Genomic DNA, 22,089 nt, shown 5'->3' with positions numbered 1-22,089 from the left:
TGAAACAAATCTTCATTCAGGCGTTTCAGCACCTTTTTACGCATCGCGCCCCTTACGCAGCAGCACATTCAACTGATCCACCACCTCCGCCCAATCTGCATCATCAAGAATCTCGCTGCGCAAAAAATCCGCCTGGCTTTGGGTCCAGAAGAACGCGTCCGCCAGGTGCAGTTCGGGTTTGAGTGGCGAGTGGGTGGCGATGAATTGCTCGATGCTGGTCGGGTCGCTGCTCAGGCCGAGTTGGTCGAACAGGGACGGCAGGCTATGGCTTGGCTGCTCCATTGGAGGACTCCTTCAAAAAATCGGTGCGAGGAAGATTCGCCAGCAAGCCCGCTCCCACAGGGGATTGCGGTGAACCTGTGGGAGCGGGCTTGCTCGCGAAGGCGTCAGTGACAACACCACCCCCCTATTGACTCAACTCCCGCACCTGCGCATGCGGCACCATTCTCAGGAACTCGGGCATGCTCATGTGCAGCAGATAGTTGTGGTTGCCGGCTTCCAGATAGATGTCTTTCTGCCGTGTCAGCAGCGGGTCAATGACCATGTCCAGGCCATAGGAATCACCCAGCGGCGGCACCGCGCCGCGTTCGCAGTCGTCGAAGATGTGCGCCAGATTGCTTTCCCGGGTGACCTGCCACTCGCCGCTGTTGCGCACTTTACTCAAGTCCAGATGCCGGCTGGCCGGTAGCACGGCCATCAGGTAATGCCCGTGGTGGTCGTCGAGGATCACCGATTTGGCTACCCGTTCGGCGGGTACCCCGCTGACCCGTGCGGTTTCCAGGCTGCTGGCCGAGTGCCGGTGGGCCACGACGTCATATTCGCAGTGCGCCCGGTTCAGGCTGCTCTGTACCTTTTTTGCCATACGCATGATGCACCTCGGTGTCACGCTGAACGTTGTTGCTGTTCTGCTGAGTCTAGTTCGGCACGCCGCTGGCGACGGGAAATCCGCTCACTGGACACATCCGCTCATTGATCAAGATTCATCCAGCGCCAGGCTCAACTAGACTTAAAGAACCACCCCCAGACTCTCCCGGAGGGTCACGTGAACAGCCGATGTTGTGCGTTTGCCTTGTTACTGCTGCTCAGCGGCTCGACCCTCGCGGCGGATGTCCCGCTGACCGCGGTCAATCCGGTCGGCCTGTGGCTGATCACGCTCGGCATTGCCTTTCTGATCGCCGAAGCCGCGCTGCCCAACTACGGGGTAATCGGCCTCGGCGGGATCATCATGTTCGTGATCGGCGCACTGATTCTGGGCAATGCCGAATTGCCGGTGCCGATGATCATCGGCCTCGGCCTGATCAGCGCCTTGCTGCTGATCGCATTGATCCTGCGCGCCTTGAAGACCCGGCCACGCCATGCCGTCAGCGGCGATGCCGGGCTGGTCGGCAGCGTGACGGCAGTGACCACCGTGCAAGCGGAAAACGCCCACAACGGCTGGGTGCAATTGCAGGGTGAACACTGGCAAGTGCACAGCGCGACACCGCTGCACACCGGACAAGCAGTGCGCGTGGTCGGGCGTAATGGCTTATTGCTGAAAGTCGCCGCGACTGACGCGGTGCGACACGGAGAGTGATCATGGGTCTGCAAATCGGTTTTGTTGCACTGCTGCTGTTGGTCATCGCCCTGGCCGGGTCGACGTTCCGCATCCTGCGTGAGTACGAGCGCGGCGTGGTGTTCCAGCTCGGACGCTTCTGGCAGGTCAAGGGGCCGGGGCTGATCCTGCTGATTCCGGTGGTGCAGCAAATGGTCCGGGTCGACCTGCGCACCGTCGTCCTCGATGTGCCGCCGCAGGATGTGATCACCCGCGACAACGTCTCGGTGAAGGTCAACGCGGTGCTGTATTTCCGTGTACTCGACCCGCAGAAGGCGATCATTCAGGTCGAAGATTTTCTCTCGGCCACCAGCCAACTGGCACAGACCACCCTGCGCGCGGTGCTCGGCAAACATGAACTGGATGAACTGCTGGCCGAGCGTGAGCAGTTGAACATCGATATCCAGCAGGTGCTCGACGCCCAGACCGACGCGTGGGGCATCAAGGTCGCCAATGTCGAGATCAAGCACGTCGACCTCAACGAGTCGATGGTGCGTGCCATTGCCAAACAGGCTGAAGCCGAACGCGAGCGCCGGGCCAAGGTGATCCACGCCGAAGGTGAATTGCAGGCCTCGGAAAAACTCATGCAAGCTGCCGAAATGCTCGGCCGCCAGCCCGGTGCGATGCAACTGCGCTATATGCAGACCTTGAGTTCGATTGCTGGCGACAAGAGCTCGACCATTGTCTTTCCGCTGCCGATCGAGCTGCTTAAGGGGATGGCGGATCTGTCGGGCAAGTCTTGAGCGCGCGCCAGCGCTCCAGGGCCGCATAGGGCGCAGCCGCGCAGCTTCGCACCCGCGCCTGCAACTGCGGCGAAGCCTCGCGACGCTTGTCTTCGCCATCAGCGACAAAGCGTTGCGACGGCTGCTTGGCGTGCTGCGCAGTCGCCGCCAACACCTGCTGACGCTGCTCGACGTTCAACCGGAAAAATCCGGCCAGCCGCCCCGTCATGGCTCCGGGCAATTCGCTGTAGTTCACCGCCAGACCACCCCCCTCGCGGCAATGGATGCACCCGGCCTCAAGCAATCGTCCCAACCGTCGCGCGATGAAGTCTTCGCTGCTTGCAAACGGCAATCCATCTTCCAGCACACAATCACCGAGCATCCCCGGCACCATATGCATCCCCGGACGGCGCACGTGCGATACGGCGATTTCCAGCGGATCGCGATACACAAACAGCCATGGCGTGTCGGGAAAACATTCCCGCAACAGCGGCCATTCGCCGATGTTCCACGCATCGAGTTTGATCACCAGCCGCTGCTCGACACCACGTCGGCGTTGCCCATAGGCCGAGAGCAGACCGGCAATGGCTGCCTGGCGCTCAGCCGCCGGCAAATCACTGCGTAACAACGCATCCAGCGCCGGTGGCTCCGACACCACGATGTGATCTTCAAGTCGGGCGAGCATCTGGCTGATCAGCGTCGAACCGCAACGCGAGGCGTGCAGGATGAAAGCGCTCGGGATCAGACCGGGGCTTTGCACCTGCCACTCGGTCAACGTCGACAGCGGCGTCAGTCGCCGAAAAGCCTGATTGAAAGGCAGGCGCAGCGCCTCCTCGACCGCATCGCGGAAAAACGGCTGATGCAAGGGCGTATCGCCGAACCAGCACCAATCGACCTGCCACAGCCCCGCCACCGACCAGACCCGAATCGGTAACCAGCCGTCGAAATTCAGCCGCGCCATTGCTCGTTCCATTGTCGACGACCGTGGCGCATGGCGGTGCGCAGTTCTTCGCGAGAGAACGGCAGGCCGTGCGCTGCGGCCAGCTCAAGCGTGCGGCTGATGAACACTTCAGGATCAACCAAAGCCTTCAACGTCGCGGCCAACTCAGCATCGGTCGTCACCAGGTGCTGAAAACGCTGCAACGCCGTATCCGCCCACCCGGGTGCAGGCGTGCCCGGCAAGCCATCAGCGATCATCTGCATCAGCCAGCTGCCGGGGCGGCAATCGAGCACCAGATGCACCCGTGCCGACGTATCGAAGTTATCCACCCGATGCGCACGGGCAAGGTCGAGAAACCAGCACTCCCCCGCCGCCATCGGCATGCGCTGCCCCTCAAGCCAGAAGTCCACGGCGGGCGGACTGAGCAGCGGAATGTGCAGGCGCAGATCCGCGTCCGGGCCGTCGAGATCGTAATCACAGTGTTCATGAATCCGCCCGCCCGGCCCCAGCCGCAGCAACCGCGCGCTGACGATATCCAGCGACAGATCGCGCAACCCGCCCTGCCAGCGTGCGTCGCGCAGCCAAGGCAGACGAGGCAGCGGTTGCCCGCGCCCGGGTGACAACTCGGTCAACGCATCCGCGGCCGAAATCAGCGCCACGCCGCTCCAGTCCCCGGAAAAATACTCGCGATTGAAATGACCTTGCCAGGCGTCCTCGGCAATCGCCTCCAACGCCTGCAACAACAGCGGCAGATCGACCGTCACCGGCAGGCGCGAAGCAAGTGGCCGGCTCATGCCCTGGGCAACACCGAACACTCACCGAGCCAGGTCAGCAAGCGGTCCAGACACGCCTCGACCGATTGCCCGCCAGTGTCGAGCACCAGCGAAGCCTGCAGCGGCGGCTCGTAGGGCGCCGACACCCCGGTGAATGCAGCCAGTTCGCCACGCCGGGCACGGGCGTAATGACCTTTCGGATCACGCTGCTCGCACACCGCCAGCGACGCGCTGCACCAGACCTCGCGATAGTCCTCGCCCAAGCGCCGGGCCAATACCTCACGCAACTCCACCAGCGGCGCGATCAGCGCCAGAATCACGATCTGCCCGTTTTCCACCAGCAACGCCGCCAGTTCGCTGGCGCGGCGGATGTTCTCCAGCCGATCGGCATCGGTAAAACCCAGGTCGCGGTTGAGCCCGACCCGCAGGCCGTCACCATCAAGCACCACACTCTGCAGACCACGTGCGAACAACTCGGCTTGCAGCGCTTGCGCCAGGGTGGATTTGCCTGCCGCCGGCAGGCCGGTCAGCAAAATCGCCGCACCGCGATGGCCATTGCGGGCCTCGCGCTGCGTGCGGCTGATGCTGGCGACCGGCGCCAGCAGGTTATTTGGCAGTGGCATGCGCCACCACGGGTACCGAGATATCCCCCGAGGCCCACGCCGACTCGCGGTTGGCCAGTGCCGTGGCGATCGACTGCACCTCGGTTGACTGCACCTGATCAGGCAACGGATCGAGGCCGGCGCTGGCGAAGATCTGGCCGTAGGCGTTACGCAAATCGGCGTACGACAAGTCACGGCGCAAGTCCGCCTGGAGATTGTTCAGTTCGCCCTGAATCAATTCAAGTTCGCCAATGCCGGCGGCTTGATGCCGGTTGCGCAGCTGACCGACGATTTGCCCGTCGATGTCAGACAATTGCTGGTTGGTCTTGAACTGACGCAGCGCCTCTTGATAGTTGGCGTTGGCCACATACAGCTGCGCCAGCACCGCAATCGACATCGCCTGACGCCGCGCGGTGGCGACTTCTTCACCGGCCTTGGCGACATCGATCGCCGCCGGAGCAGAGATCACGTTGAACAGGTTCCAGGTGACTTTCACCCCGTAATCGGCCCAGCCCTGTTCGACGAGGAACGAGTTGCTGTCGTAATGCCCGCCGGCGGAAAACTCCAGGCCCGGCAGCAGGCGCAGCATGGCCTTGCGGGTTTCGGCGGCGCTGATGCGGCTCTGGTAGTCCTGCTCGCGCAGCTCCGGACGGCTGGTCAGCGCTTCCTGCTCGAGCCTGGCCATGGCGACCTTGAGCTCGGGAATCTGATAACCGTCGTCGGTTGCCAGGGTCAGGTTGGTGCCCAGCGGCAGGTTGATCAGCGTTGCCAGCTCGGTTTTCGCCAGTGACAAGGCGCGCCGCTGTTCTTCCAGTTGCCGGGTGGCTTCGATCAGCGAACGCTGGTAACCCAGCGCCTGCACCGGATCACCGATGCGCTGATCACTCAGGCTCTGACTGTCGCGCCGGGCGGTATCGACCCGCGCCATCAGGCTGTCGATCTGCTTGAGCAGCCGCTCGGCCGCCATCGCTCGCCAATAGGCCGAGCGCACGTCCTGGACGATGGTGTTGATCACCTTGCGCCGGCGCTCCTGCACGATCAGGCGCTGGTCGCCCTGCTGCTTGGCGCTGATGTAGCTGACGCCGAAGTCGAGGACGTTCCAGACCATGGTCAGGTCGGCGACATCACGGTCACGGTCCTGCGAGGTCGACGGTTCCAGGGACTGGGTGCCGGTGCGTACGCTCTGGCTGCTGGAGGCGTTGACGTTGTTGCGCCCGACGTATCCGGCATCCAGCGCCATGCGCGGCAGCATGTCGAAACTGGCGAGGTCGAGCTGCCGCTTGGCCAGCGCTTCCTCCATGATCTTCAACCGGCCTTCGAGGTTGTACTTAACCGCGCGGGCCATGGCCTGATGCAGGGTCAGCGGGCCACGCAGCGGCTCCTGATCCTTGTACATGCTTTGCAGGTCGCTTTTGGCCCGCTGTTCACTGACGCTGCGCTCGATCGGTTCACTGGTTACTGCACATCCGCTGATCGCCAGCGCCAGCAGGCTGGCGCCGAACAACTTCTGACTTTTCTTCATCCCTGGATCGCCCCTAGATGCCGCACCGTATTGAGTAGTTGGGTGTTCAGGCCTGCATTTCGCTGACGCCGACCTGTCGCAAAGCCGCTGCCAGGTCGTCGACCCGGTGCTGCTCGCTGTCCTTGAGTTGTTGCAGTTGCTGCCCCAGGGTCGGCGCGCCAAATACCCCGCGCAGCCCCTGGGAAATGTCACCAGCCTTGAGCGAATGACTGCCGAAGGCATTCAGTGCATCCCGCTCGGCGCCGCTGTTCTGGTGGAACAGGCTCGACAGCGTGCTGCTGGCGAAGACCCCGCCGTCACCGCCACCAAAACCGAGGAAGCCATGGCCGGAACCATCGCCGCCGCTGTCGCTGCTGCCGAACACCTGAGCAATGAAGCTTGGGCTGAGGGCGCCGTGATTGATGAAAATGTCGCCCAGCGGCCGGATGCCGTCGCCGAGTACGCGCTGTTCGAACAGCGGCGCGAAAGTCAGCGGTGAACCGAGATTGCCGGTCGGCGCCGTGAAGACGAACGGCTGCAGCGGTACGGTTGGGGCCGAAGGCGGCACGACCGGATCGCTGCTGCGGAACAGCGGGTCCGGGATGACCGCGTTGGTCGGCGTGGTCGGCGTCACCGGCGTCACCGGCGGCGCGGTGTTGATCGCGTAATTGTTCGAACTGCTGATACCGCTGCCGCTGTTGCCGGACAGATCGTTGACCCCGGCACTGTTGACGCTGATCGCGTTGTTCGCACTATTGATATTGGCCCCCGGGGTCAGCGTCGCGGTCCAGGTCTTGCCGCCGTCGCTGCTGCTCAGGTTGGACAGGCTGCCATTGCCGACATTGATGTCACTGAGATCAAACCCGGTCACCGCTTCATTGAAGCTGATGGTCACCTGCGAGGTCTGGCCCACGCCCAGATTCGGATTGGCCACCACCACCGTCGCGGTTGGCCGTTCACTGTCGAGCGCATAGTTGTTCGACACCGCCACCGTGCTGCCGGTGTTGCCCGCCAGATCGGTAACGTTACCGGTGTCCAGCGCGATGAAGTTGCTCGGGTCGGTGACATTGGCCGTCGGGGTGAATGTCGCGGTCCAGGTCTTGCCGCCGTCGGCGCTGCTCAAGTGGCTCAAGTCACCGTTGGTGACGCTGAGGTCCGAGAGGTCGAAGTTGCTGACCGCCTCGCTGAAGGTAAACGTCACCTGGGTGGTCTGGCCGATGCCCAGATGCGGGTTGGCGACTACGATAGTGACCGTCGGCCGGGTCGCATCAAGCGCGTAGTTGTTGGAGATCGCAATGCTCGCGCCGGTGTTGCCCGCCAAGTCCTGCACGTTACCGGTGTCGAGTACGATCAGGTTGGTGGTGTCGTTGATCCCGGCCGTTGGCGTCAGGGTGGCGGTCCAGGTCTTGCCGCCATCGTTGCTGAGCAGGTTCGACAACGTGCCGTTGGCGACACTGAGGTCCGACAGATCGAAGCCGCTGACCTGCTCGCTGAAGGTGATGGTCACCGTGGTGGTTTCGCCGATGCCCAGACGATTGTCGGCGACCACAATGGTGGCGGTCGGCAACGCGGTGTCGATGGCGAAGTTGTTGGAGTCAGTGGTGCCGACCCCGCTGTTGCCCGAGGCGTTGGTCACGCCGGCGTTGTTGAGGACGATCAGGTTGCTGGTGTCGGTGACATTCGCCGTCGGGGTAAACGTCGCCGTCCAGGTGATGCCGCCATCGCTGCTGGCGACGTTGCTCAGCGTACCGTTGGCGATGCTCAGGTCGGCATTGTCAAAACCGCTGACCGCTTCGCTGAAGGTGATGGTCACCGTGGTGGTTTCACCGGCCTTGAGCGCGGTATCGGCGACGACAATGGTGGCGGTCGGCACGTCGGTCTGCACGGCGTAGTTGACCGAGGTGGTCGTGCCTGTGCCGGCGTTGCCGGCCAGATCGCTGATGCCATTGTTGTTCAGCACGATCAGGTTGGTGGCGTCGCTGACGCCGATGGTCGGGGTGAACGTGGCCGTCCAGGTGATCCCGCCGTCGCTCGACGAAACGTTGCTCAGCGTGCCGTTGGCGACGCTCAGGTCGGCGTTGTCAAAGCCTGTGACCGCTTCGCTGAAGGTGATGGTCACCTGCGCGGTTTCGCCGGGGCGCAGATCCGTGTCGGACATGACAATGGTCGCCGTCGGGCGTTGGCTGTCGATCACATAGTTGTTGGAGTCCGTGCTGCCGCTACCGGTATTGCCCGCCAGGTCAGCGACCCCCGTGTTGTCCAGCGTAATGACATTGCTGGTGTCGGTGATACCTGCGGTCGGGGTAAACGTCGCCGTCCAGGTGATGCCGCCATCGACGCTGCTCACCGCCGTCAACGTACCGTTGGCAATGCTCAGATCGGCGTTGGTGAAACCGCTCACCGCCTCGCTGAACGTGATGGTCACCTGCGTGGTCTGCCCGACGCCCAGCGCCGGATCGGCGACGACAATGGTCGCGGTCGGACGCTGGGTGTCGATGGCAAAGTTGTTGGAATCGGTGGTGCCGCTGCCCGCGTTGCCGGCCGCATTCTGCACGCCGCTGTTATCGAGGGTAATCAGATTGGTGGCGTCGGTGATGTTGGCCGTCGGTGTGAACGTGGCCGTCCAGGTAATACCGCCGTCGCTGCTGCTCACGGCAGTCAACGTGCCGTTGGCGATGCTCAGATCGGCGTTGCTGAATCCGGTAACTGCCTCGGAGAACGTAATGGTCACCAGGGAAGTTTCACCCACACGAAGGCTCGGATCAGCCACCACGATGGTTGCCGTCGGCAATACGGTGTCGATGGTGAAGTTGCCGGAGTTGGTCGTGCCGGTCCCCGTGTTGCCGGCAAGATCGGCGATGCCGGTGTTGTTCAGGGTGATCAGGTTGGTCGCGTCGTTGATCCCGGTGTTCGGCGTGAACGTCGCCGTCCAGGTGATGCCGCCATCGCTGCTGCTCACGGCAGTCAATGTGCCGTTGGGGATCGACAGGTCGCTGTTGTCGAAACCGGTAACGGCTTCGCTGAAGGTGATGGTCACCAGCGAGGTTTGCCCCGCGCTCAGGCTGGTGTCGGCCAGGACGATGGTCGCCGTCGGGCGCTGACTGTCGATGACGTAGTTGCCGGAACTGGTGGTCCCGCTGCCGGCATTACCCGCCGTATCGACGATACCGGTATTGTCCAGAACGATCAGGTTGCTGGTGTCGGTGATCCCGGCCGCCGGAGTGAAAGTCGCGGTGTAGGTGATGTTGTCCGAGGTGCTCAGCCCGGAGAGCGTGCCGTTGTCCACGGTCAGGTCAGCCAGGGTCAACCCGTTCACGGCCTCGCTGAAGGTGATGGTCACGGTGGTGGTCTGCCCGACGCCCAGCGCTGTATCGGCAAGCACAATGGTCGCGGTCGGACGCTGGGTATCGATCGCGTAGTTGTTCGAATTGGTAGTGCCACTGCCCGCGTTGCCGGCAGCGTTCTGTACACCGCTGTTGTCCAGGGTGATCAGGTTGGTCGCGTCGGCAAGATTGTTGGCCGGGGTGAAGGTCGCCGTCCAGGTGATGCCGCCATCACTGCTGCTCACCGCGCTCAGCGTACCGTTGGCAATCGTCAGGTCGGCATTGGTGAAGCCGGTGACCGCCTCGCTGAAGGTGATGGTGACCGTGGTGGTCTCGCCGATGTTCAGGGCGTTGTCGGCGACGATGATGGTCGCGGTCGGCAACACGGTGTTGATCACAAAGTTGCCGGAGTTGGTGACCCCGGTGCCGGCGTTGCCCGCCAGGTCGGAAACCCCGGCATTGCTCAGGGCGATCACATTGCTGGTGTCATTGATACCGACGCTCGGCGTGTACGTCGCCGTCCAGGTAATGCCCCCGTCGCTGCTGCTCACCGCGCTCAGCGTGCCGTTGGGAATGCTCAGGTCGGCGTTGGTAAAACCGCTCACGGCTTCCGAGAAAGTGATGGTCACCAGTGACGTTTCACCAGCGCTCAGGCTGGTGTCGGCCAGCACGATGGTTGCGGTCGGGCGCTGGGTGTCGATGGTGTAGTTGTTCGAGTCGGTGGTGCCACTGCCGGCGTTACCCGCGAGGTCGGCAATCCCGGTGTTGTTCAGGCTGACCACGTTGGTCGCGTCGGTGATGCTCGCGCTCGGGGTAAACGTCGCCGTCCAGGTGACGCCGCCGTCGCTGCTGCTCACCGCCGTGAGGGCGCCGTTGGCAATCGTCAGATCGGCGTTGGTGAAACCGGTCACTGCTTCGCTGAAGGTGATGGTCACCAGCGAGGTGTCGCCGATTTTCAGGGCGCTTTGGGCGAACACGATGGTTGCAGTCGGGCGTTGAGTGTCGATGGCGTAATTGTTCGAGTCGGTGGTGCCGGTGCCGGCGTTACCGGAAAGATCGGCGACACCGGTGTTGTCCAGGGTGATCAGGTTGGTGGTGTCGGTGATGTTGTTGGTCGGGGTGAACGTTGCCGTCCAGGTGATGCCGCCATCGGCACTGCTCACTGCCGTCAGCGTACCGTTGGCGATGGTCAGATCAGCGTTGGTGAAACCGCTCACCGCTTCGCTGAAGGTGATGGTCACCAGCGAGGTCTCACCGACTTTCAGCGCATTGTCGGCCACCACGATGGTCGCCGTCGGCCGCAACGTATCGATCACATAATTGTTGGAGTCGGTGGTGCCCGTACCGGCATTGCCGGCCAGGTCAGTCACCCCGGTGTTGTTCAGGGTGATCAGGTTGGTGGCGTCGTTGACGCTGCTGTTCGGGGTGAAGGTCGCCGTCCAGGTGATCCCGCCATCCGCACTGCTGACGGCGCTCAATGTGCCGTTGGCAATGCTCAGGTCGGCGTTGGTGAAACCGCTCACCGCTTCGCTGAAGGTGATCGTCACCAACGAGGTTTCGCCGATGGCCAGGTTATTGTCGGCAACCACAATGGTCGCGGTGGGACGCTGGGTATCGATGGCGTAATTGGTCGAATTGGTGGTGCCGGTGCCGGCGTTGCCAGCCAGGTCGGCAATACCACTGTTGTCCAGGGTGATCAGGTTGGTCGCGTCAGTGATATTGCTCGTCGGCGTAAAGGTCGCCGTCCAGGTGATGCCGCCATCGCTGCTGCTGACCGCCGTCAGTGTGCCGTTGGCAACGGTCAGGTCGGCGTTGGTAAACCCGCTCACTGCTTCGCTGAAGGTGATGGTCACCGTTGAGGTGTCACCGATCTTGAGCGCCGAGTCGGTCATCGCGATGGTCGCGGTCGGACGCTGGGTATCGATCGTGTAATTGTTCGAGTTGGTGGTGCCCACGCCGGCGGCGCCGTCCGAAACCGCCGTCACCCCGGTGTTGTCCAGGGTAATCAGGTTGGTGGTGTCGGTCAGGTTGTTGGTCGGGGTGAAGGTCGCCGTCCAGGTGATGCCGCCGTCGGCACTGGAAACGGCGGTCAACGTGCCGTTGGCAATCGTCAGGTCAGCGTTGGTGAAGCCGCTCACGGCGCGGCTGAACGTGATGGTCACCAGCGACGTTTCGCCGATGCTCAGGGCCGGGTCAGCGACCACGATGGTGGCAGTGGGTGGCTCCACGTACGCCGTGTTGATCGTGCCGCCGTTGTTGTAGATTCCCACCAGCGCACTCGGTGTCGTGCCCGTCGAACCACCGCTGGAAAGACCGCCGGTGCCACTGGCGGCGGCGTTGCCGCTGATCGCCGCAAAGTTGCTCGCGGTCATCAGCACCACGCCGCCGTTGTTCCAGATCGCCCCGACGCCACGACCCGCGTCGCCACCATTGGCGCCGTTGCTGCCCACACCGCCGCCACCGCCACCGCCGCCACCGGCCGCGATGTTGTTGCTGATCACCGAGGTGCCGATGACTTTCAGCGTACCGGTCGAAGCGTTGTAGATACCGCCCGCCGCATTGCCGCCGACGCCGCCGACTTTGTCCCAGCCCGAACCACCCCCGCCGCCGCCAATCGACAGCGTGCCGTTGGTCGCCGAGCCTCCGTTGCCGCCATGGCTGTAACCGGCGGCGCCGTTGCCGCCCACGCCGCCGGTGCTGGTGCCGCCCCGGCCGCCCATGTCGGTTGCGCTGTAACCACCGCCATAGCCGCCAGCGTTGGCGCTGCCTGCCGAGCCGGCATAAGTGCCGGTGGCCGGGCCGGACGAACCACCATGACCGCCAACCTGGCCGCCGATACCGCCACCGCCGCCGCCGCCACCGCCCACGTAACCGCCGGTCACACCACCACCACCGCCGCCACCGGAGGCTGCGTTGGCCGTGACTGTCACGTTGTTCAGGGTAAGAATGCCGGCGTTGAAAATCCCGCCGCCCATGGCGCCCGCCGCTGCGGCGCCACCGTTACCGCCATTGCCGGCGACCAGCCCCCGGGTAATCACCAGACCATCGAGGGTGACGGTGCTGGTAGAGGTGATTTCCACCACGCGCGTCTTGTATTGACCGTCGAGGGTCACGTCGGCGATGCCGTCGTTGTTCAGGTCGCCGTCAACGGTGATGTTCTTGTTGATCAGCAGTTCAGAGGTCAGTTGCACGGTCATGCCGGAACTGAAGGTGACAATGTCGCCGTTCTGCGCCGATGCCAGCGCCGCGCGCAACGAGCCGACGCCGGTGTTGAGGTTATTGGTCGCCGTCCAGGTGGCGAGGCCCCACTGGTACTCGCTCATGGCTTTGCTCGAGAGCACGTTGGCGCTTTCGATGGTGCCGGTGGCGATTTCCAGATTCCAGTCGCCGCCCACGCCGGTGCGGTTGCTGGAGGCGGCAATGTCGCGGCCGGTCATTTTGGCCAGCGAGTCGACGAAGCTCAGCCCGCGATCACCTTCGGCGGTGTAGCAGCCGTAGATCAGGATGTCGCCGCCAATGTTCATGTCCTTGCCGATTTGCGCCAGCACCGCACTGCGGGCTGCGACGTTGTCGGCAGACAGATAGCTGTCGCCCAGCCACAGGTCACCGGCATTGCCGTGGGCAATGATTTCCACGGTGCTGACGTTTGAATGTTGATTGAGGTAATCGGCGATCTGCTGCAAGCCATCCTTGCTCGCATCGAGCTTGACCACCTGGGTGCCGGGGGCGACGCCCTTGAGCAGGCTGTCGGCATCCTTGACCCGGGCATCGACGAACACCACGCTCTGCCCCGGCACCGCGACCGGGCTGGCAGCCGGCGTGGCATCGGCCTGACCGTGGGTGTCCTTGCTGGCGACCGGGTGATCGGCGTTCGGCGCCTTGGCGGCGTCGGCAACGGGATGGCTGTCAGCCTGGGCGGCCGTGTCGGCCACGGTGGCAGCGACCGCGCCGTCGAACAGCATGCGCGGTTCCAGCGGCATGATCATGGGGGCGGCCAGCGACCGTGCACCGTCAGTTACCCGCGCTTGTTTCTTGCTCCACCACATGCTGCTCACCCGGAATCGAACACAGTTGTTGACGCATCAATGAAAAACGCCGCGATCAACTGATCGCGGCGTCGGACTTCATACGAATGACATTGGCGGCGCTGGCTGAGCCATCGAGCCAAAACGACAAATCGGCGTATTGCTTGAACAGATCCGGCGGCAAAATGGTGCGCCGCGACTGCAAGGCGACCTTGGGTTTGACCTTGTGCAGGCCGGCCACGCCAAGGCCTTGATCGAATTCCGGGGCGTCGTAGGCGAGGTGATCGAAGTCGTGCTCGAACCACGGTTCGCCGATAAAGTCGTAGACCAGCCGCAGCACCCGTTCCGGGGCCTGGGTCAGCAGGTCGTAGTCGACGATCAGCAGCGAATCGGCGTGTTCGCCGTAATAGGCTTCCTTGAGCGCCGCCCAGGCAAAACCCACCAGGCGGTTGCGCTGGGCCAGGGTTTCGCAGCGGCTGTAGACGGTGTTGCGCTCGACGGCATCGCCGAACAGCTTGGTGTTTTCATAAGGATTGGCGCGGTACAGCCGTTCAAGGCTGTCCATCACCCAGGCGACGTTGCGCACGCAGGCGATGACTCTGGCTTTGGGAAACAGGTCGCTGAGCGCCGGCAGCCGTGAGCTCCACTGCCGATTGGTGTCGAACACCACCGGCTTGTCGGCCTTGTCGGCATAGAAGGACTCAAACAGGCCGCGCAGCAGACGGCGGCGCATGTCGGTGTCGATCACCGCGCCGAACTCGCTGCCGGCACTGCATTGATCGAGGACACTGGAAAACAGCGAGCCGACCGGGCTGGTCATCCCGGCATGAAAACGCGGGTTCTGCAAAAGAATCGCAGAAAGCAGGGTCGAACCTGAGCGCGGCAAGCCGGAGATAAAGTGGAATTGCTGCAATCCCTTCACCGTAGTCGGAAGTCCTTTTGTCCAACAGAGCCTAGTCGAACAATGACCATCCGACTAGTGGTGTTTTGATATCAAATCGAAACTATTCAGGTGGAAAAATTCGGAATATCGAATGACTCGCCTGATGAATCGATTTAGCGCTCATCCCCCCGTTTTATCGGCGCCTGGCGCCACCCCATACCAGCGTGCAAAGGCGCCCCCCGCATGAACTTCGCCCTGCCGCTGCCAGCCCTCGGGCAACGCCGCGAAGTCATTCGGTTCATCCAGTGTGCCGATCAGCCATACCCGATGGCTGCCCTTGGGCAAATCGGCGAGCCGATCAAGGTAAACCTCCTCGCTGACCAGCGTGCCGAACCCGTAAGCGTTGGGGCGCGTGGAGTGCCCGTCCGCTGCAGGTGGCGTGTACAGGCGAATTTGCGCGTCGGTGCGGTTGTAGTAGATGTAACTCAGGTACCACATCATGTCGCTGGTGACGATCCGGTCACCCTCGGTGAAGTGGCGGTTGACGTAGTCGACCACCACGCTGAACTGATCATTGCTGTCGACCGTGGCGTTGTTCTTCACGCCCACCAGTTCGACACCGACAAACAACACCAGGATCGCCAGCGCCAGCACGCGAGAGCCTGTGTACAAGCGATCGACCGCCAGCGCCACCAGCATCGGCAGCCCCAGCGCGTAGGCCGTGACATAACGCTCGATGAACACCGGCGAGATGAACGACACGCCAAACACCAGCAGAATCGGCACCACGCTGTAAGACAGCAGCAACAGACTGCCGCGAAACACACTGCGATCGCGATGCAGGCCAACGGCGATCACTGCCACCAGCGCCAATGGCAAAGGCCAGAACAGCCATGCCGGCAGGGTCGAACCGTCGTCCTGAATCAGCAACGACCAGACCATCGACGGCAACGAAACGAGGGTCACCGGATCTTCCCAACCGATATCGTTACTGGCCTTGAGTTCCGGGACGTGCTGCAGCAGATCAAGCAGATTGGGCACCCACGGCAGGTACAGCAGCGCGATGCTCAGGTTGGCCAGCCACCAGGCCGGGCGCTGGATATGCCGCAGCCGATACCCCGGCTGCACCCGCACCGCCGCCAGGTACAGCCAATGGCTGATCACGCAGAGTACAGTGAAGTAATGGGTGTAGAACGCCGCCGTCATCAGCAACGCATAGGCCACCAGGTAGCGATGCCGGCGCGGCTGGCGCACCCAGTAGACCAGCGCTATCGTCGCGCCGATCAGCCACATGCCGAGCAGCGAATACATGCGCACTTCCTGGCTGTAGCGCACGGCCGTGGGCAGCAGTGCCAGCAGCAGCCCGGCCAGCAGCGCGGCGCGGCGGGTGGCGAGCAGATCCACCAGCCACACACCGAGCCCGACGGTGACGATCCCCGGCAACGCACTCATCAGGCGAATGGACAGGATGCCGTCACCGAACAGGCCGATCCAGCCGTGCAGCAACAGGAAATACAGCGGCGGGTGCACGTCATGGGCCGCACGCCCCCAGATCTCAGTCAGCGAAAACTGGCTCAGCAGGACGCTGGAACCTTCATCGAACCAGATCGCCGCCGCCGTCAGGTCGTAAAAACGCACCACGGCTGCCAGCAGCATGATCGGCAACAGCCAATGCTCCCGGGCCCAGCGAATCAGGCGCAAGGCCACCAGCCATGCCCCCGGGACCGCGCGCGGATCCTGCGTGTCGCCAACCGGCGTTTCTCTGTGTGCCGCCATTGCATCCTCTTGCTGTACCGGAATATCGCGAACGGAGGGCCCCGAACCTGCCCGTCACTTTAGGTCAGCCACCGCAGAGCCGTCGATGCCGGTGTGCGGTTTCACGACATCCGGCAACCCGGTCAATCCGGGTCTACGCTCTGGCTTGGCGAGACCTGGCCGTAACGGGAAGAGACATCGCACCTTAATGGCCCGCCGACAACCAATCAGAAAGGATGAGGACTTTATGGACGTTTACATGGGTACGGTTCTGACGTTTGCCTTCAACTATGCGCCCAGCGGCTGGGCTTTGTGCAATGGTCAGATGATGAACCTTTCACAGTATCAGGCGCTGTTTTCATTGCTCGGCACCACCTATGGCGGCAATGGCGTCCAGACGTTCGGACTGCCCAATCTGCAGAGCCGCCTGCCGATCTGTCAGGGTAGCGGGCCGGGCCTGACAACCCGCGTCATGGGTGAAAACTCCGGCTCCGAACAAGTCACCGCCACCCTCAACAACCTGCCTAACCACACGCACACGCTGGCCGGCGTAACCGCCACCACCACCGTGCAACTGGCCAACCCGGCCAGCAACCCGGTGGGTGCCCCGACCGCCACCAATTCCTACCTCGGCGCCTCGGGCACCGGCCCCGGTCTGGCGAACATCTTTTCCGATGCCCAAGGCGCCTCGGCCGTACCCCTCAAAGGCGCAGCCACTACCATCAGCGGCACGATCAGCCCCACCGGCAACGGCTTGCCGATGGCGATCATGAACCCCTATCTGGTACTCAACTTCAGCATCGCCCTGCAGGGTTTGTATCCTTCGCGCAACTGAACAACCACCGGGGGAGCTCTCTCCCCCGGTCACCACCTGGCTGGAGTGTAACCATGCTGCAAGCGGTGAAAAGCCAACATTTCCAGGCACTTGAGGGCCGAATCGGCACCCTGCACCTGCCCGATGGCAGTGCCCTGCAGATCCACATCGGGGCGTTCGAAGAAAAACCCCTGGCGAAAATGCGCTACAGCGAGCGCATACCGTTCAGTGTCGAGTTGAGCAGTCTGGAGCCGACTGAATTCATCGACGGATTATGTGCACTGGAGCTGCCGGAGCTGGGACGAGTGGACGGTATCTTCGTATCGCGGGTACCACCGCTGGGTCGGGACCCGGCGCTGGCTTACTTTCACATTACCTTCAACTGAAAAAATCCTGCGTTTCCACGCCCCGGTTAATGTGTGACTGCAATTTGGGAAGCGTCTGACATCATTTCTTCGGCGGCCTTGTTAGCGTTGCACGAAACTGGCTCCGAGACGTTTGTTGCGCGCAAGACCAGGGAAGGTCTGCGCGCAAGCCGTGCATCGACGTCCGAGAGCCTGTGCCCCGTCACAGGACAAGGAATAAAGGATGTCGACCACCCGTGCCCGCTTCAGCCTTTCGCTCACCGACGTTAAACACGATCTGCAAGTCCTCTCCTTCACCGGCCACGAATCCATCAGCCAGCCCTACACGTTCGAGGTTGAGCTGGTCAGCGAACGCGCGAACCTGCGCCTTGAAAGCCTCATGCACCAGCAGGCGTTCCTGGCCTTCGATCTCGACGGCCATGGCATCCACGGCGTGGTCGATCGCGTCGCCCGTGGCGATAGCGGCAAACGCCTGACGCGCTACAGCCTGACACTGGTCCCGCGCCTGTCATATCTGCAGCATCGCTTCAATCAGCGGATTTTCCAGCAGATGAACGTGCCACAGATCATCACCCGGATTCTCGCGGACAACGGCATTCATCGTGACCTGCACCAGTTTCATCTCGGTGCCGACTATCCGCCGCGCGACTACTGCGTCCAGTCGGAGTCGGATCTGCACTTCATCCAGCGCCTGTGTCAGGAGGAAGGCATTCACTACCACTTCCAGCACAGCCGGGAAAAACACCTGCTGGTGCTGGGCGACAATCAGACGGTGTTCCCTCGTCTGGATCGCCCGACACCCTATCGACGAAACAGCGGCATGGTTGCCGAAACACCCACGATCCAACAATGGCAGGTACGGGTGGAAACCCGCCCCACCGCGACCGCGCGCCGCGATCACGACTTTCGCAAGACCCGCTTTCTGCTCGAGGCGACTCATCGGCCCAACAGCGACGCGGCCCGGCCGGCGCTTGAGGATTATCGCTATCCGGGGCGCTTCACCGACGGCGCGCGGGGCAAGCAACTGACCCACCGCGCCCTCGAAAGTCATCGCGCCGACTACCTGCAGGCCCGCGGCCACAGCGATCAGCCAAGCCTGGTGGCCGGTCACTTCCTGTCGATCAGCGAGCATCCCTGCGAGGAAAACAACGGGCTGTGGCTGCTGACCGACGTCATCCACAGCGGCAAACAGCCCGCAGCACTGGAGGAGACGCTGGGCGGGATGAGCGCCGCCACTGACGACGGCTTCGTTGAAGGCTACCGGAACGAGTTTGTCGCCACGCCATGGGAGGTGATCTACCGCCCACCACACTCATTCGTGAAGCCGAGAATCTTCGGCAGCCAGAGCGCTGTGGTCACCGGTCCGGTCAACGAAGAGATTCATTGCGACGCGTTCGGTCGGGTCAAGGTCCAGTTCTACTGGGATCGCGAAGGCAACCACGACGACCACAGCAGTTGCTGGCTGCGACTGGCCTCGAACTGGGCCGGGAGCGCACATGGCAGCGTGACGCTGCCCCGGGTCGGCATGGAAGTGCTGGTCAGTTTTCTCGAGGGCGACCCGGACCAACCGGTCATCAGCGGTTGCCTGATCAACAGCGCCAACCCGGCCCCCTATGAACTGCCGGAGCACAAGACCCGCAGCGTGTTTCGCTCACGCAGTTCACCGGACAACGGCGGCTTCAACGAACTGCACGTGGAAGATCGCGCCGGTCGCGAACTGATCTACCTGCGCGCCCAGCGCGACCTCGAACACAAGGTGGAAAACGACAGCCGCCTGGACGTCGGCAACCAGCGTCACGAAACCATCAAGGGCCACAGCATCAGCGTGTTGCAGGCAGAAGACCAGCGCACCGTGCACGGCGACCGCAAGACCCGGCTGCATGCCAGCGACCACTTGCACGTCAGCGGAGACAGCCATAGCCGTGTCGATCAACTGCAGGCGATCGAGGCCGGTCGGCAAATCCATCTCAACGCCGGCGATCATCTGGTACTCAACGCCGGCAACAGTATCAGCATCACGGCCGGCGGCGAGCACCTGGTGATCGGTCACGGCGGTATTTTCAGCAGCAGTGCCATCCAGGTCGGCGGCAATCCCAAAGCGGTTGCGTCAGCGCGGGCCGCGATGCCCGATGGCGTCGACGACCTGACCGCGCCAGCACCATTGCCCGCCGTGCTGGCGTCCACGCAACTCGCGCTGCTGGCTGACAACAACGCAATGGGAGCGACTTTCTGCGCGCTTTGCGAAGCCTGCCGCGATGGCGTCTGCCTGCCACGGGAGAACGCCGCATGAACGACGCATTCCCGCGCCACTGGATGAACCGCCAATTCGCTTCGGGGCATGACCTGTATCTGCTACTCGACTCGCAACAACAGGCAGTTCGCCGGCTGTTGCTGCAAACCAGCGACTTCGAGCATTACCGCATCCTCTACAAAGACACACCCGCCGCCGACCTGGCGGACAACGGGCCGTTTGTTTTCGCCCTTGAGCGGTATGACGACAAACGCATCGCGCCGTTGCTCGCCTGTCCGCAAGACAACTGGGGCTGGCTGTTCAGCCTGCCCCAAACCGCCCTGTCCGCGTGGGTCGAACACTGGCAGCAACGGCTGATCGTCGGCGCCCGTCCGCATCAGGCGCTGTACCGCTTTCACGACAACCGCGTGCTGACCCGGACACTCGCACATCTGCCCACCGAAGCCATACCGGGCTACCTCGGCCCGACGCTCAGCGTGTGTTACTGGCAGGGCTCGCAATGGGAAAGCAACGACAACCCCGCGCCCGGCAGCTACTCATTGCCGGAGTCGCCGCTGTGGCTGCAAACACCCGTGCCTGCTGAGCAAACCCGCGAGATTCGCCAGCTCAACGCTCACCGCTACCTGCTGGCCGAACACGAACAGTCCTACGCCGACCTCGCGCGAACACAGCCACCGGAAGTCTGGCTGCGTGAACGTCTCGATCAGGCGGATGCGTGGGGTTGGCAGACAGCGCAGCAGCTGGAGTTTCTGCTGATCCACAGCTTGCGAACACCCGCTCATGGCATCGATACGCACTGGCAAGTGCGTCCGGGTGAAACGCCGCAGGAACACTTCGAACGGGTGAGCCATTGGGTGAAAACGATGGGTGGAGACGCCGCGCAGTGAAGCGATTTTTTCGACAGGCCGCAGGGGTGGGCTGCATGGGGATGTTGTTGGGGTGTGTGGCGAGTCCGCCCAACAGTTTCACGTTCACTGCGGATCTGCCGCCAGGGTTTGCTTATGAAGCGGTCGCCAAATACGTGCCTGCAAAAGGAGAAACCTGCACCGTTCCGGACGGGCGAAATACTGCGGTTGGCTACAACTTGAAGTGGCGCGAACACTACGAGCCAGTTTCAGAAGTTGCGATCCACCGAACGGTTAAGGGTTGCCCATTAGTGATCTGGAAGATTGATATTGAGATTAGGGCTGCATACGGTAAAAGCCGAAGAGACTCCAGTGGTGACAATGCCGTTATTGCCCTTCGCGATAACTTGGAGGCGAAGTACAAGGGTGTTTTTGACCGCTCTGGCGAAAGCACTTTCTATGGCCAATGCCAATGGCTGTTTCGCACCATTGGCAAGCCACGCATCCTGCGAAAACTCCTCGACTGCAAAAAAACCGATGAGCTTGGCGCGCTAGCGCAAGGTCGCCCTTTTGCCGCCTACACCCTCGACCAACTGCCGGGAAAAACCGTGCGGATGAAGATCGATTTGGCAGCGGAAGAAAGGCCTGCCATCGGCAAGACCTGGGTCAAAGTCCCTGACGGCTGGAAACGCTGCATGGGCGACAACTTCGAAGACCAGTACGCCTTCTGCTTCGGCAACCACACCGATTTCAGCACCTTCCAGATGGTTGATGGCCGCATCTGCACCATTTATCCCGGCTGCACGGAATAAGGAGTGTTCCACATGACGTCACTTGAAAAGGGGTTGCACAGCGTCCTCACCGGGCCTCGTTTGCGATGTACGGCGGTGCTGGGGAGTTGCTTCGCCCTTATGGCTGGCTGCAAGAGCAGTCCGCCCAACAGCTTTACCTTTACGGCTGATCTGCCGCCGGGGTTCGCCTATGAAGCCATCGCCAAATACGTGCCCGCCAAAGGAGAAAGCTGCACCGTCCCGGACGGGCGAAATACTGCGGTTGGCTACAACTTGAAGTGGCGCGAACACTACGAGCCAGTTTCAGAAATTGCGATCCACCGAACGGTTAAGGGTTGCCCATTAGTGATCTCGAAGATTGATCTGGTTATCCGGGCTGCCTACGGAAAAGACTGGGGGGACAAGAGTGGAGACTTCGCAGCGGTCGTTGTACGCGAAGAGCTGGAGGCTCGTTACAAGGGTGTCTTCAACGCTGAGGCTGAAAGCCGCTTTTACGGCCAGTGTCAGTGGCTGTTTCGCACGATGGGACCTTACCGTCGCATCGTAAAACTCCTCGACTGCAAAAAAACCGATGAGCTTGGCGCGCTAGCGCAAGGTCGCCCTTTTGCCGCCTACACCCTCGACCAACTGCCGGGAAAAACCGTGCGGATGAAGATCGATTTGGCGGCGGAAGAAAGGCCGGCCATCGGCAAGACCTGGGTCAAATTTCCTGACGGCTGGAAACGCTGCATGGGCGACAACTTCGAAGACCAGGATGCCTTCTGCTTCGGCAACCACACCGATTTCAGCACCTTCCAAATGGTCGACGGGCGCATCTGCACCATCTACCCCGGCTGCACGGAATAAGGAGTGTTCCACATGACGTCACTTGAAAAGGGGTTGCACAGCGTCCTCACCGGGCCTCGTTT

General features: G+C 62.4%; 17 protein-coding genes. 8 read left to right on the top strand and 9 right to left on the bottom strand.

What is annotated here, in order from left to right; translation table 11 throughout:
* Positions 1 to 36: 36 nt before the first annotated feature.
* Both AC1UK9_RS00970 and AC1UK9_RS00965 read right to left on the bottom strand, forming a co-directional pair.
* The gene (locus AC1UK9_RS00970) at positions 37 to 282 is read right to left on the bottom strand and encodes a DUF2789 domain-containing protein (protein ID WP_025113421.1); all 246 of its coding nucleotides are present in this window, start codon (positions 280 to 282) and stop codon (positions 37 to 39) included.
* Between the two features lie 124 nt (positions 283 to 406).
* Positions 407 to 868, bottom strand: coding sequence for an aminoacyl-tRNA deacylase (locus AC1UK9_RS00965; protein WP_025113422.1), 462 nt, complete (start codon positions 866 to 868; stop codon positions 407 to 409).
* 174 nt (positions 869 to 1,042) lie between these two features.
* Here AC1UK9_RS00965 and AC1UK9_RS00960 point away from each other — a divergent pair, with 174 nt between their 5' ends.
* Positions 1,043 to 1,573, top strand: coding sequence for an NfeD family protein (locus tag AC1UK9_RS00960; protein ID WP_482579038.1), 531 nt, complete (start codon positions 1,043 to 1,045; stop codon positions 1,571 to 1,573).
* A 2-nt stretch (positions 1,574 to 1,575) separates the two neighbouring features.
* The gene (locus AC1UK9_RS00955; protein WP_003220464.1) at positions 1,576 to 2,334 is read left to right on the top strand and encodes a slipin family protein; all 759 of its coding nucleotides are present in this window, start codon (positions 1,576 to 1,578) and stop codon (positions 2,332 to 2,334) included.
* Here AC1UK9_RS00955 and AC1UK9_RS00950 read toward each other — a convergent pair.
* The 7 genes from AC1UK9_RS00950 to AC1UK9_RS00920 all read right to left on the bottom strand — a co-directional run bounded on the left by AC1UK9_RS00950 (position 2,300) and on the right by AC1UK9_RS00920 (position 16,136).
* Positions 2,300 to 3,274, bottom strand: a complete 975-nt coding sequence (locus AC1UK9_RS00950; RefSeq protein WP_482579036.1) for a sulfotransferase family protein — start codon at positions 3,272 to 3,274, stop codon at positions 2,300 to 2,302. The genes AC1UK9_RS00955 and AC1UK9_RS00950 overlap by 35 nt on opposite strands.
* Positions 3,262 to 4,047 carry an aspartyl/asparaginyl beta-hydroxylase domain-containing protein gene (locus tag AC1UK9_RS00945; protein ID WP_482579034.1) on the bottom strand — a complete coding sequence of 262 codons (786 nt, stop codon included), beginning with the start codon at positions 4,045 to 4,047 and terminating at the stop codon, positions 3,262 to 3,264. The genes AC1UK9_RS00950 and AC1UK9_RS00945 overlap by 13 nt, the downstream gene beginning before the upstream one ends.
* Positions 4,044 to 4,649: an adenylyl-sulfate kinase gene (gene cysC / locus AC1UK9_RS00940; RefSeq protein WP_482579032.1), complete on the bottom strand. Its 606-nt coding sequence runs from the start codon at positions 4,647 to 4,649 to the stop codon at positions 4,044 to 4,046. The genes AC1UK9_RS00945 and cysC overlap by 4 nt, the downstream gene beginning before the upstream one ends.
* Complete coding sequence (locus AC1UK9_RS00935) at positions 4,633 to 6,150, bottom strand: TolC family protein (protein ID WP_482579030.1); 1,518 nt, start codon at positions 6,148 to 6,150, stop codon at positions 4,633 to 4,635. Before AC1UK9_RS00935 ends, cysC begins: the two co-directional genes overlap by 17 nt.
* 46 nt (positions 6,151 to 6,196) lie before the next feature.
* The gene (locus AC1UK9_RS00930) at positions 6,197 to 13,438 is read right to left on the bottom strand and encodes an Ig-like domain-containing protein (protein ID WP_482580442.1); all 7,242 of its coding nucleotides are present in this window, start codon (positions 13,436 to 13,438) and stop codon (positions 6,197 to 6,199) included.
* A gap of 115 nt (positions 13,439 to 13,553) precedes the next feature.
* Positions 13,554 to 14,399: a sulfotransferase family protein gene (locus tag AC1UK9_RS00925; protein ID WP_025113429.1), complete on the bottom strand. Its 846-nt coding sequence runs from the start codon at positions 14,397 to 14,399 to the stop codon at positions 13,554 to 13,556.
* 141 nt (positions 14,400 to 14,540) lie between these two features.
* The gene (locus AC1UK9_RS00920) at positions 14,541 to 16,136 is read right to left on the bottom strand and encodes a glycosyltransferase family 39 protein (protein WP_482579028.1); all 1,596 of its coding nucleotides are present in this window, start codon (positions 16,134 to 16,136) and stop codon (positions 14,541 to 14,543) included.
* 226 nt (positions 16,137 to 16,362) lie between these two features.
* On the opposite strand from AC1UK9_RS00920, the gene AC1UK9_RS00915 reads away from it, so the two are divergent.
* The 6 genes from AC1UK9_RS00915 to AC1UK9_RS00890 all read left to right on the top strand — a co-directional run bounded on the left by AC1UK9_RS00915 (position 16,363) and on the right by AC1UK9_RS00890 (position 22,027).
* Positions 16,363 to 16,950 carry a phage tail protein gene (locus tag AC1UK9_RS00915; protein WP_025113431.1) on the top strand — a complete coding sequence of 196 codons (588 nt, stop codon included), beginning with the start codon at positions 16,363 to 16,365 and terminating at the stop codon, positions 16,948 to 16,950.
* A 53-nt stretch (positions 16,951 to 17,003) separates the two neighbouring features.
* The gene (locus AC1UK9_RS00910; RefSeq protein ID WP_025113432.1) at positions 17,004 to 17,315 is read left to right on the top strand and encodes a hypothetical protein; all 312 of its coding nucleotides are present in this window, start codon (positions 17,004 to 17,006) and stop codon (positions 17,313 to 17,315) included.
* 202 nt (positions 17,316 to 17,517) lie between these two features.
* Entirely contained in the window at positions 17,518 to 19,584 is a 2,067-nt protein-coding gene (locus AC1UK9_RS00905; protein ID WP_482579026.1) for a type VI secretion system Vgr family protein, read from the top strand.
* On the top strand, positions 19,581 to 20,432 hold the full coding sequence (locus tag AC1UK9_RS00900; protein WP_482579024.1) for a DUF4123 domain-containing protein: 852 nt from the start codon (positions 19,581 to 19,583) through the stop codon (positions 20,430 to 20,432). Before AC1UK9_RS00905 ends, AC1UK9_RS00900 begins: the two co-directional genes overlap by 4 nt.
* A gap of 35 nt (positions 20,433 to 20,467) precedes the next feature.
* Positions 20,468 to 21,202: a hypothetical protein gene (locus tag AC1UK9_RS00895; RefSeq protein WP_482579022.1), complete on the top strand. Its 735-nt coding sequence runs from the start codon at positions 20,468 to 20,470 to the stop codon at positions 21,200 to 21,202.
* A gap of 12 nt (positions 21,203 to 21,214) precedes the next feature.
* Positions 21,215 to 22,027 carry a hypothetical protein gene (locus AC1UK9_RS00890; RefSeq protein WP_482579020.1) on the top strand — a complete coding sequence of 271 codons (813 nt, stop codon included), beginning with the start codon at positions 21,215 to 21,217 and terminating at the stop codon, positions 22,025 to 22,027.
* Positions 22,028 to 22,089 lie beyond the last annotated feature (62 nt).

It is taken from the genome of Pseudomonas sp. AK-TSAG1-1 (assembly GCF_056821665.1).
The sequence above is the reverse complement of the archived record's forward strand: the minus strand, read 5'-3'. Positions and strand labels throughout refer to the sequence as shown.

What these genes read in the sequence shown, in the direction of transcription:
- AC1UK9_RS00910 (WP_025113432.1), top strand. Translation starts at nt 17,004, where the DNA reads ATGCTGCAAGCGGTGAAAAGCCAACATTTCCAGGCACTTGAGGGCCGA.
- cysC (WP_482579032.1), bottom strand. Translation starts at nt 4,649, where the DNA reads ATGCCACTGCCAAATAACCTGCTGGCGCCGGTCGCCAGCATCAGCCGC.
- AC1UK9_RS00920 (WP_482579028.1), bottom strand. Translation starts at nt 16,136, where the DNA reads ATGGCGGCACACAGAGAAACGCCGGTTGGCGACACGCAGGATCCGCGC.
- AC1UK9_RS00945 (WP_482579034.1), bottom strand. Translation starts at nt 4,047, where the DNA reads ATGAGCCGGCCACTTGCTTCGCGCCTGCCGGTGACGGTCGATCTGCCG.
- AC1UK9_RS00930 (WP_482580442.1), bottom strand. Translation starts at nt 13,438, where the DNA reads ATGATCATGCCGCTGGAACCGCGCATGCTGTTCGACGGCGCGGTCGCT.
- AC1UK9_RS00890 (WP_482579020.1), top strand. Translation starts at nt 21,215, where the DNA reads ATGACGTCACTTGAAAAGGGGTTGCACAGCGTCCTCACCGGGCCTCGT.
- AC1UK9_RS00915 (WP_025113431.1), top strand. Translation starts at nt 16,363, where the DNA reads ATGGACGTTTACATGGGTACGGTTCTGACGTTTGCCTTCAACTATGCG.
- AC1UK9_RS00905 (WP_482579026.1), top strand. Translation starts at nt 17,518, where the DNA reads ATGTCGACCACCCGTGCCCGCTTCAGCCTTTCGCTCACCGACGTTAAA.
- AC1UK9_RS00900 (WP_482579024.1), top strand. Translation starts at nt 19,581, where the DNA reads ATGAACGACGCATTCCCGCGCCACTGGATGAACCGCCAATTCGCTTCG.
- AC1UK9_RS00895 (WP_482579022.1), top strand. Translation starts at nt 20,468, where the DNA reads ATGGGGATGTTGTTGGGGTGTGTGGCGAGTCCGCCCAACAGTTTCACG.
- AC1UK9_RS00935 (WP_482579030.1), bottom strand. Translation starts at nt 6,150, where the DNA reads ATGAAGAAAAGTCAGAAGTTGTTCGGCGCCAGCCTGCTGGCGCTGGCG.
- AC1UK9_RS00965 (WP_025113422.1), bottom strand. Translation starts at nt 868, where the DNA reads ATGCGTATGGCAAAAAAGGTACAGAGCAGCCTGAACCGGGCGCACTGC.
- AC1UK9_RS00950 (WP_482579036.1), bottom strand. Translation starts at nt 3,274, where the DNA reads ATGGCGCGGCTGAATTTCGACGGCTGGTTACCGATTCGGGTCTGGTCG.
- AC1UK9_RS00970 (WP_025113421.1), bottom strand. Translation starts at nt 282, where the DNA reads ATGGAGCAGCCAAGCCATAGCCTGCCGTCCCTGTTCGACCAACTCGGC.
- AC1UK9_RS00955 (WP_003220464.1), top strand. Translation starts at nt 1,576, where the DNA reads ATGGGTCTGCAAATCGGTTTTGTTGCACTGCTGCTGTTGGTCATCGCC.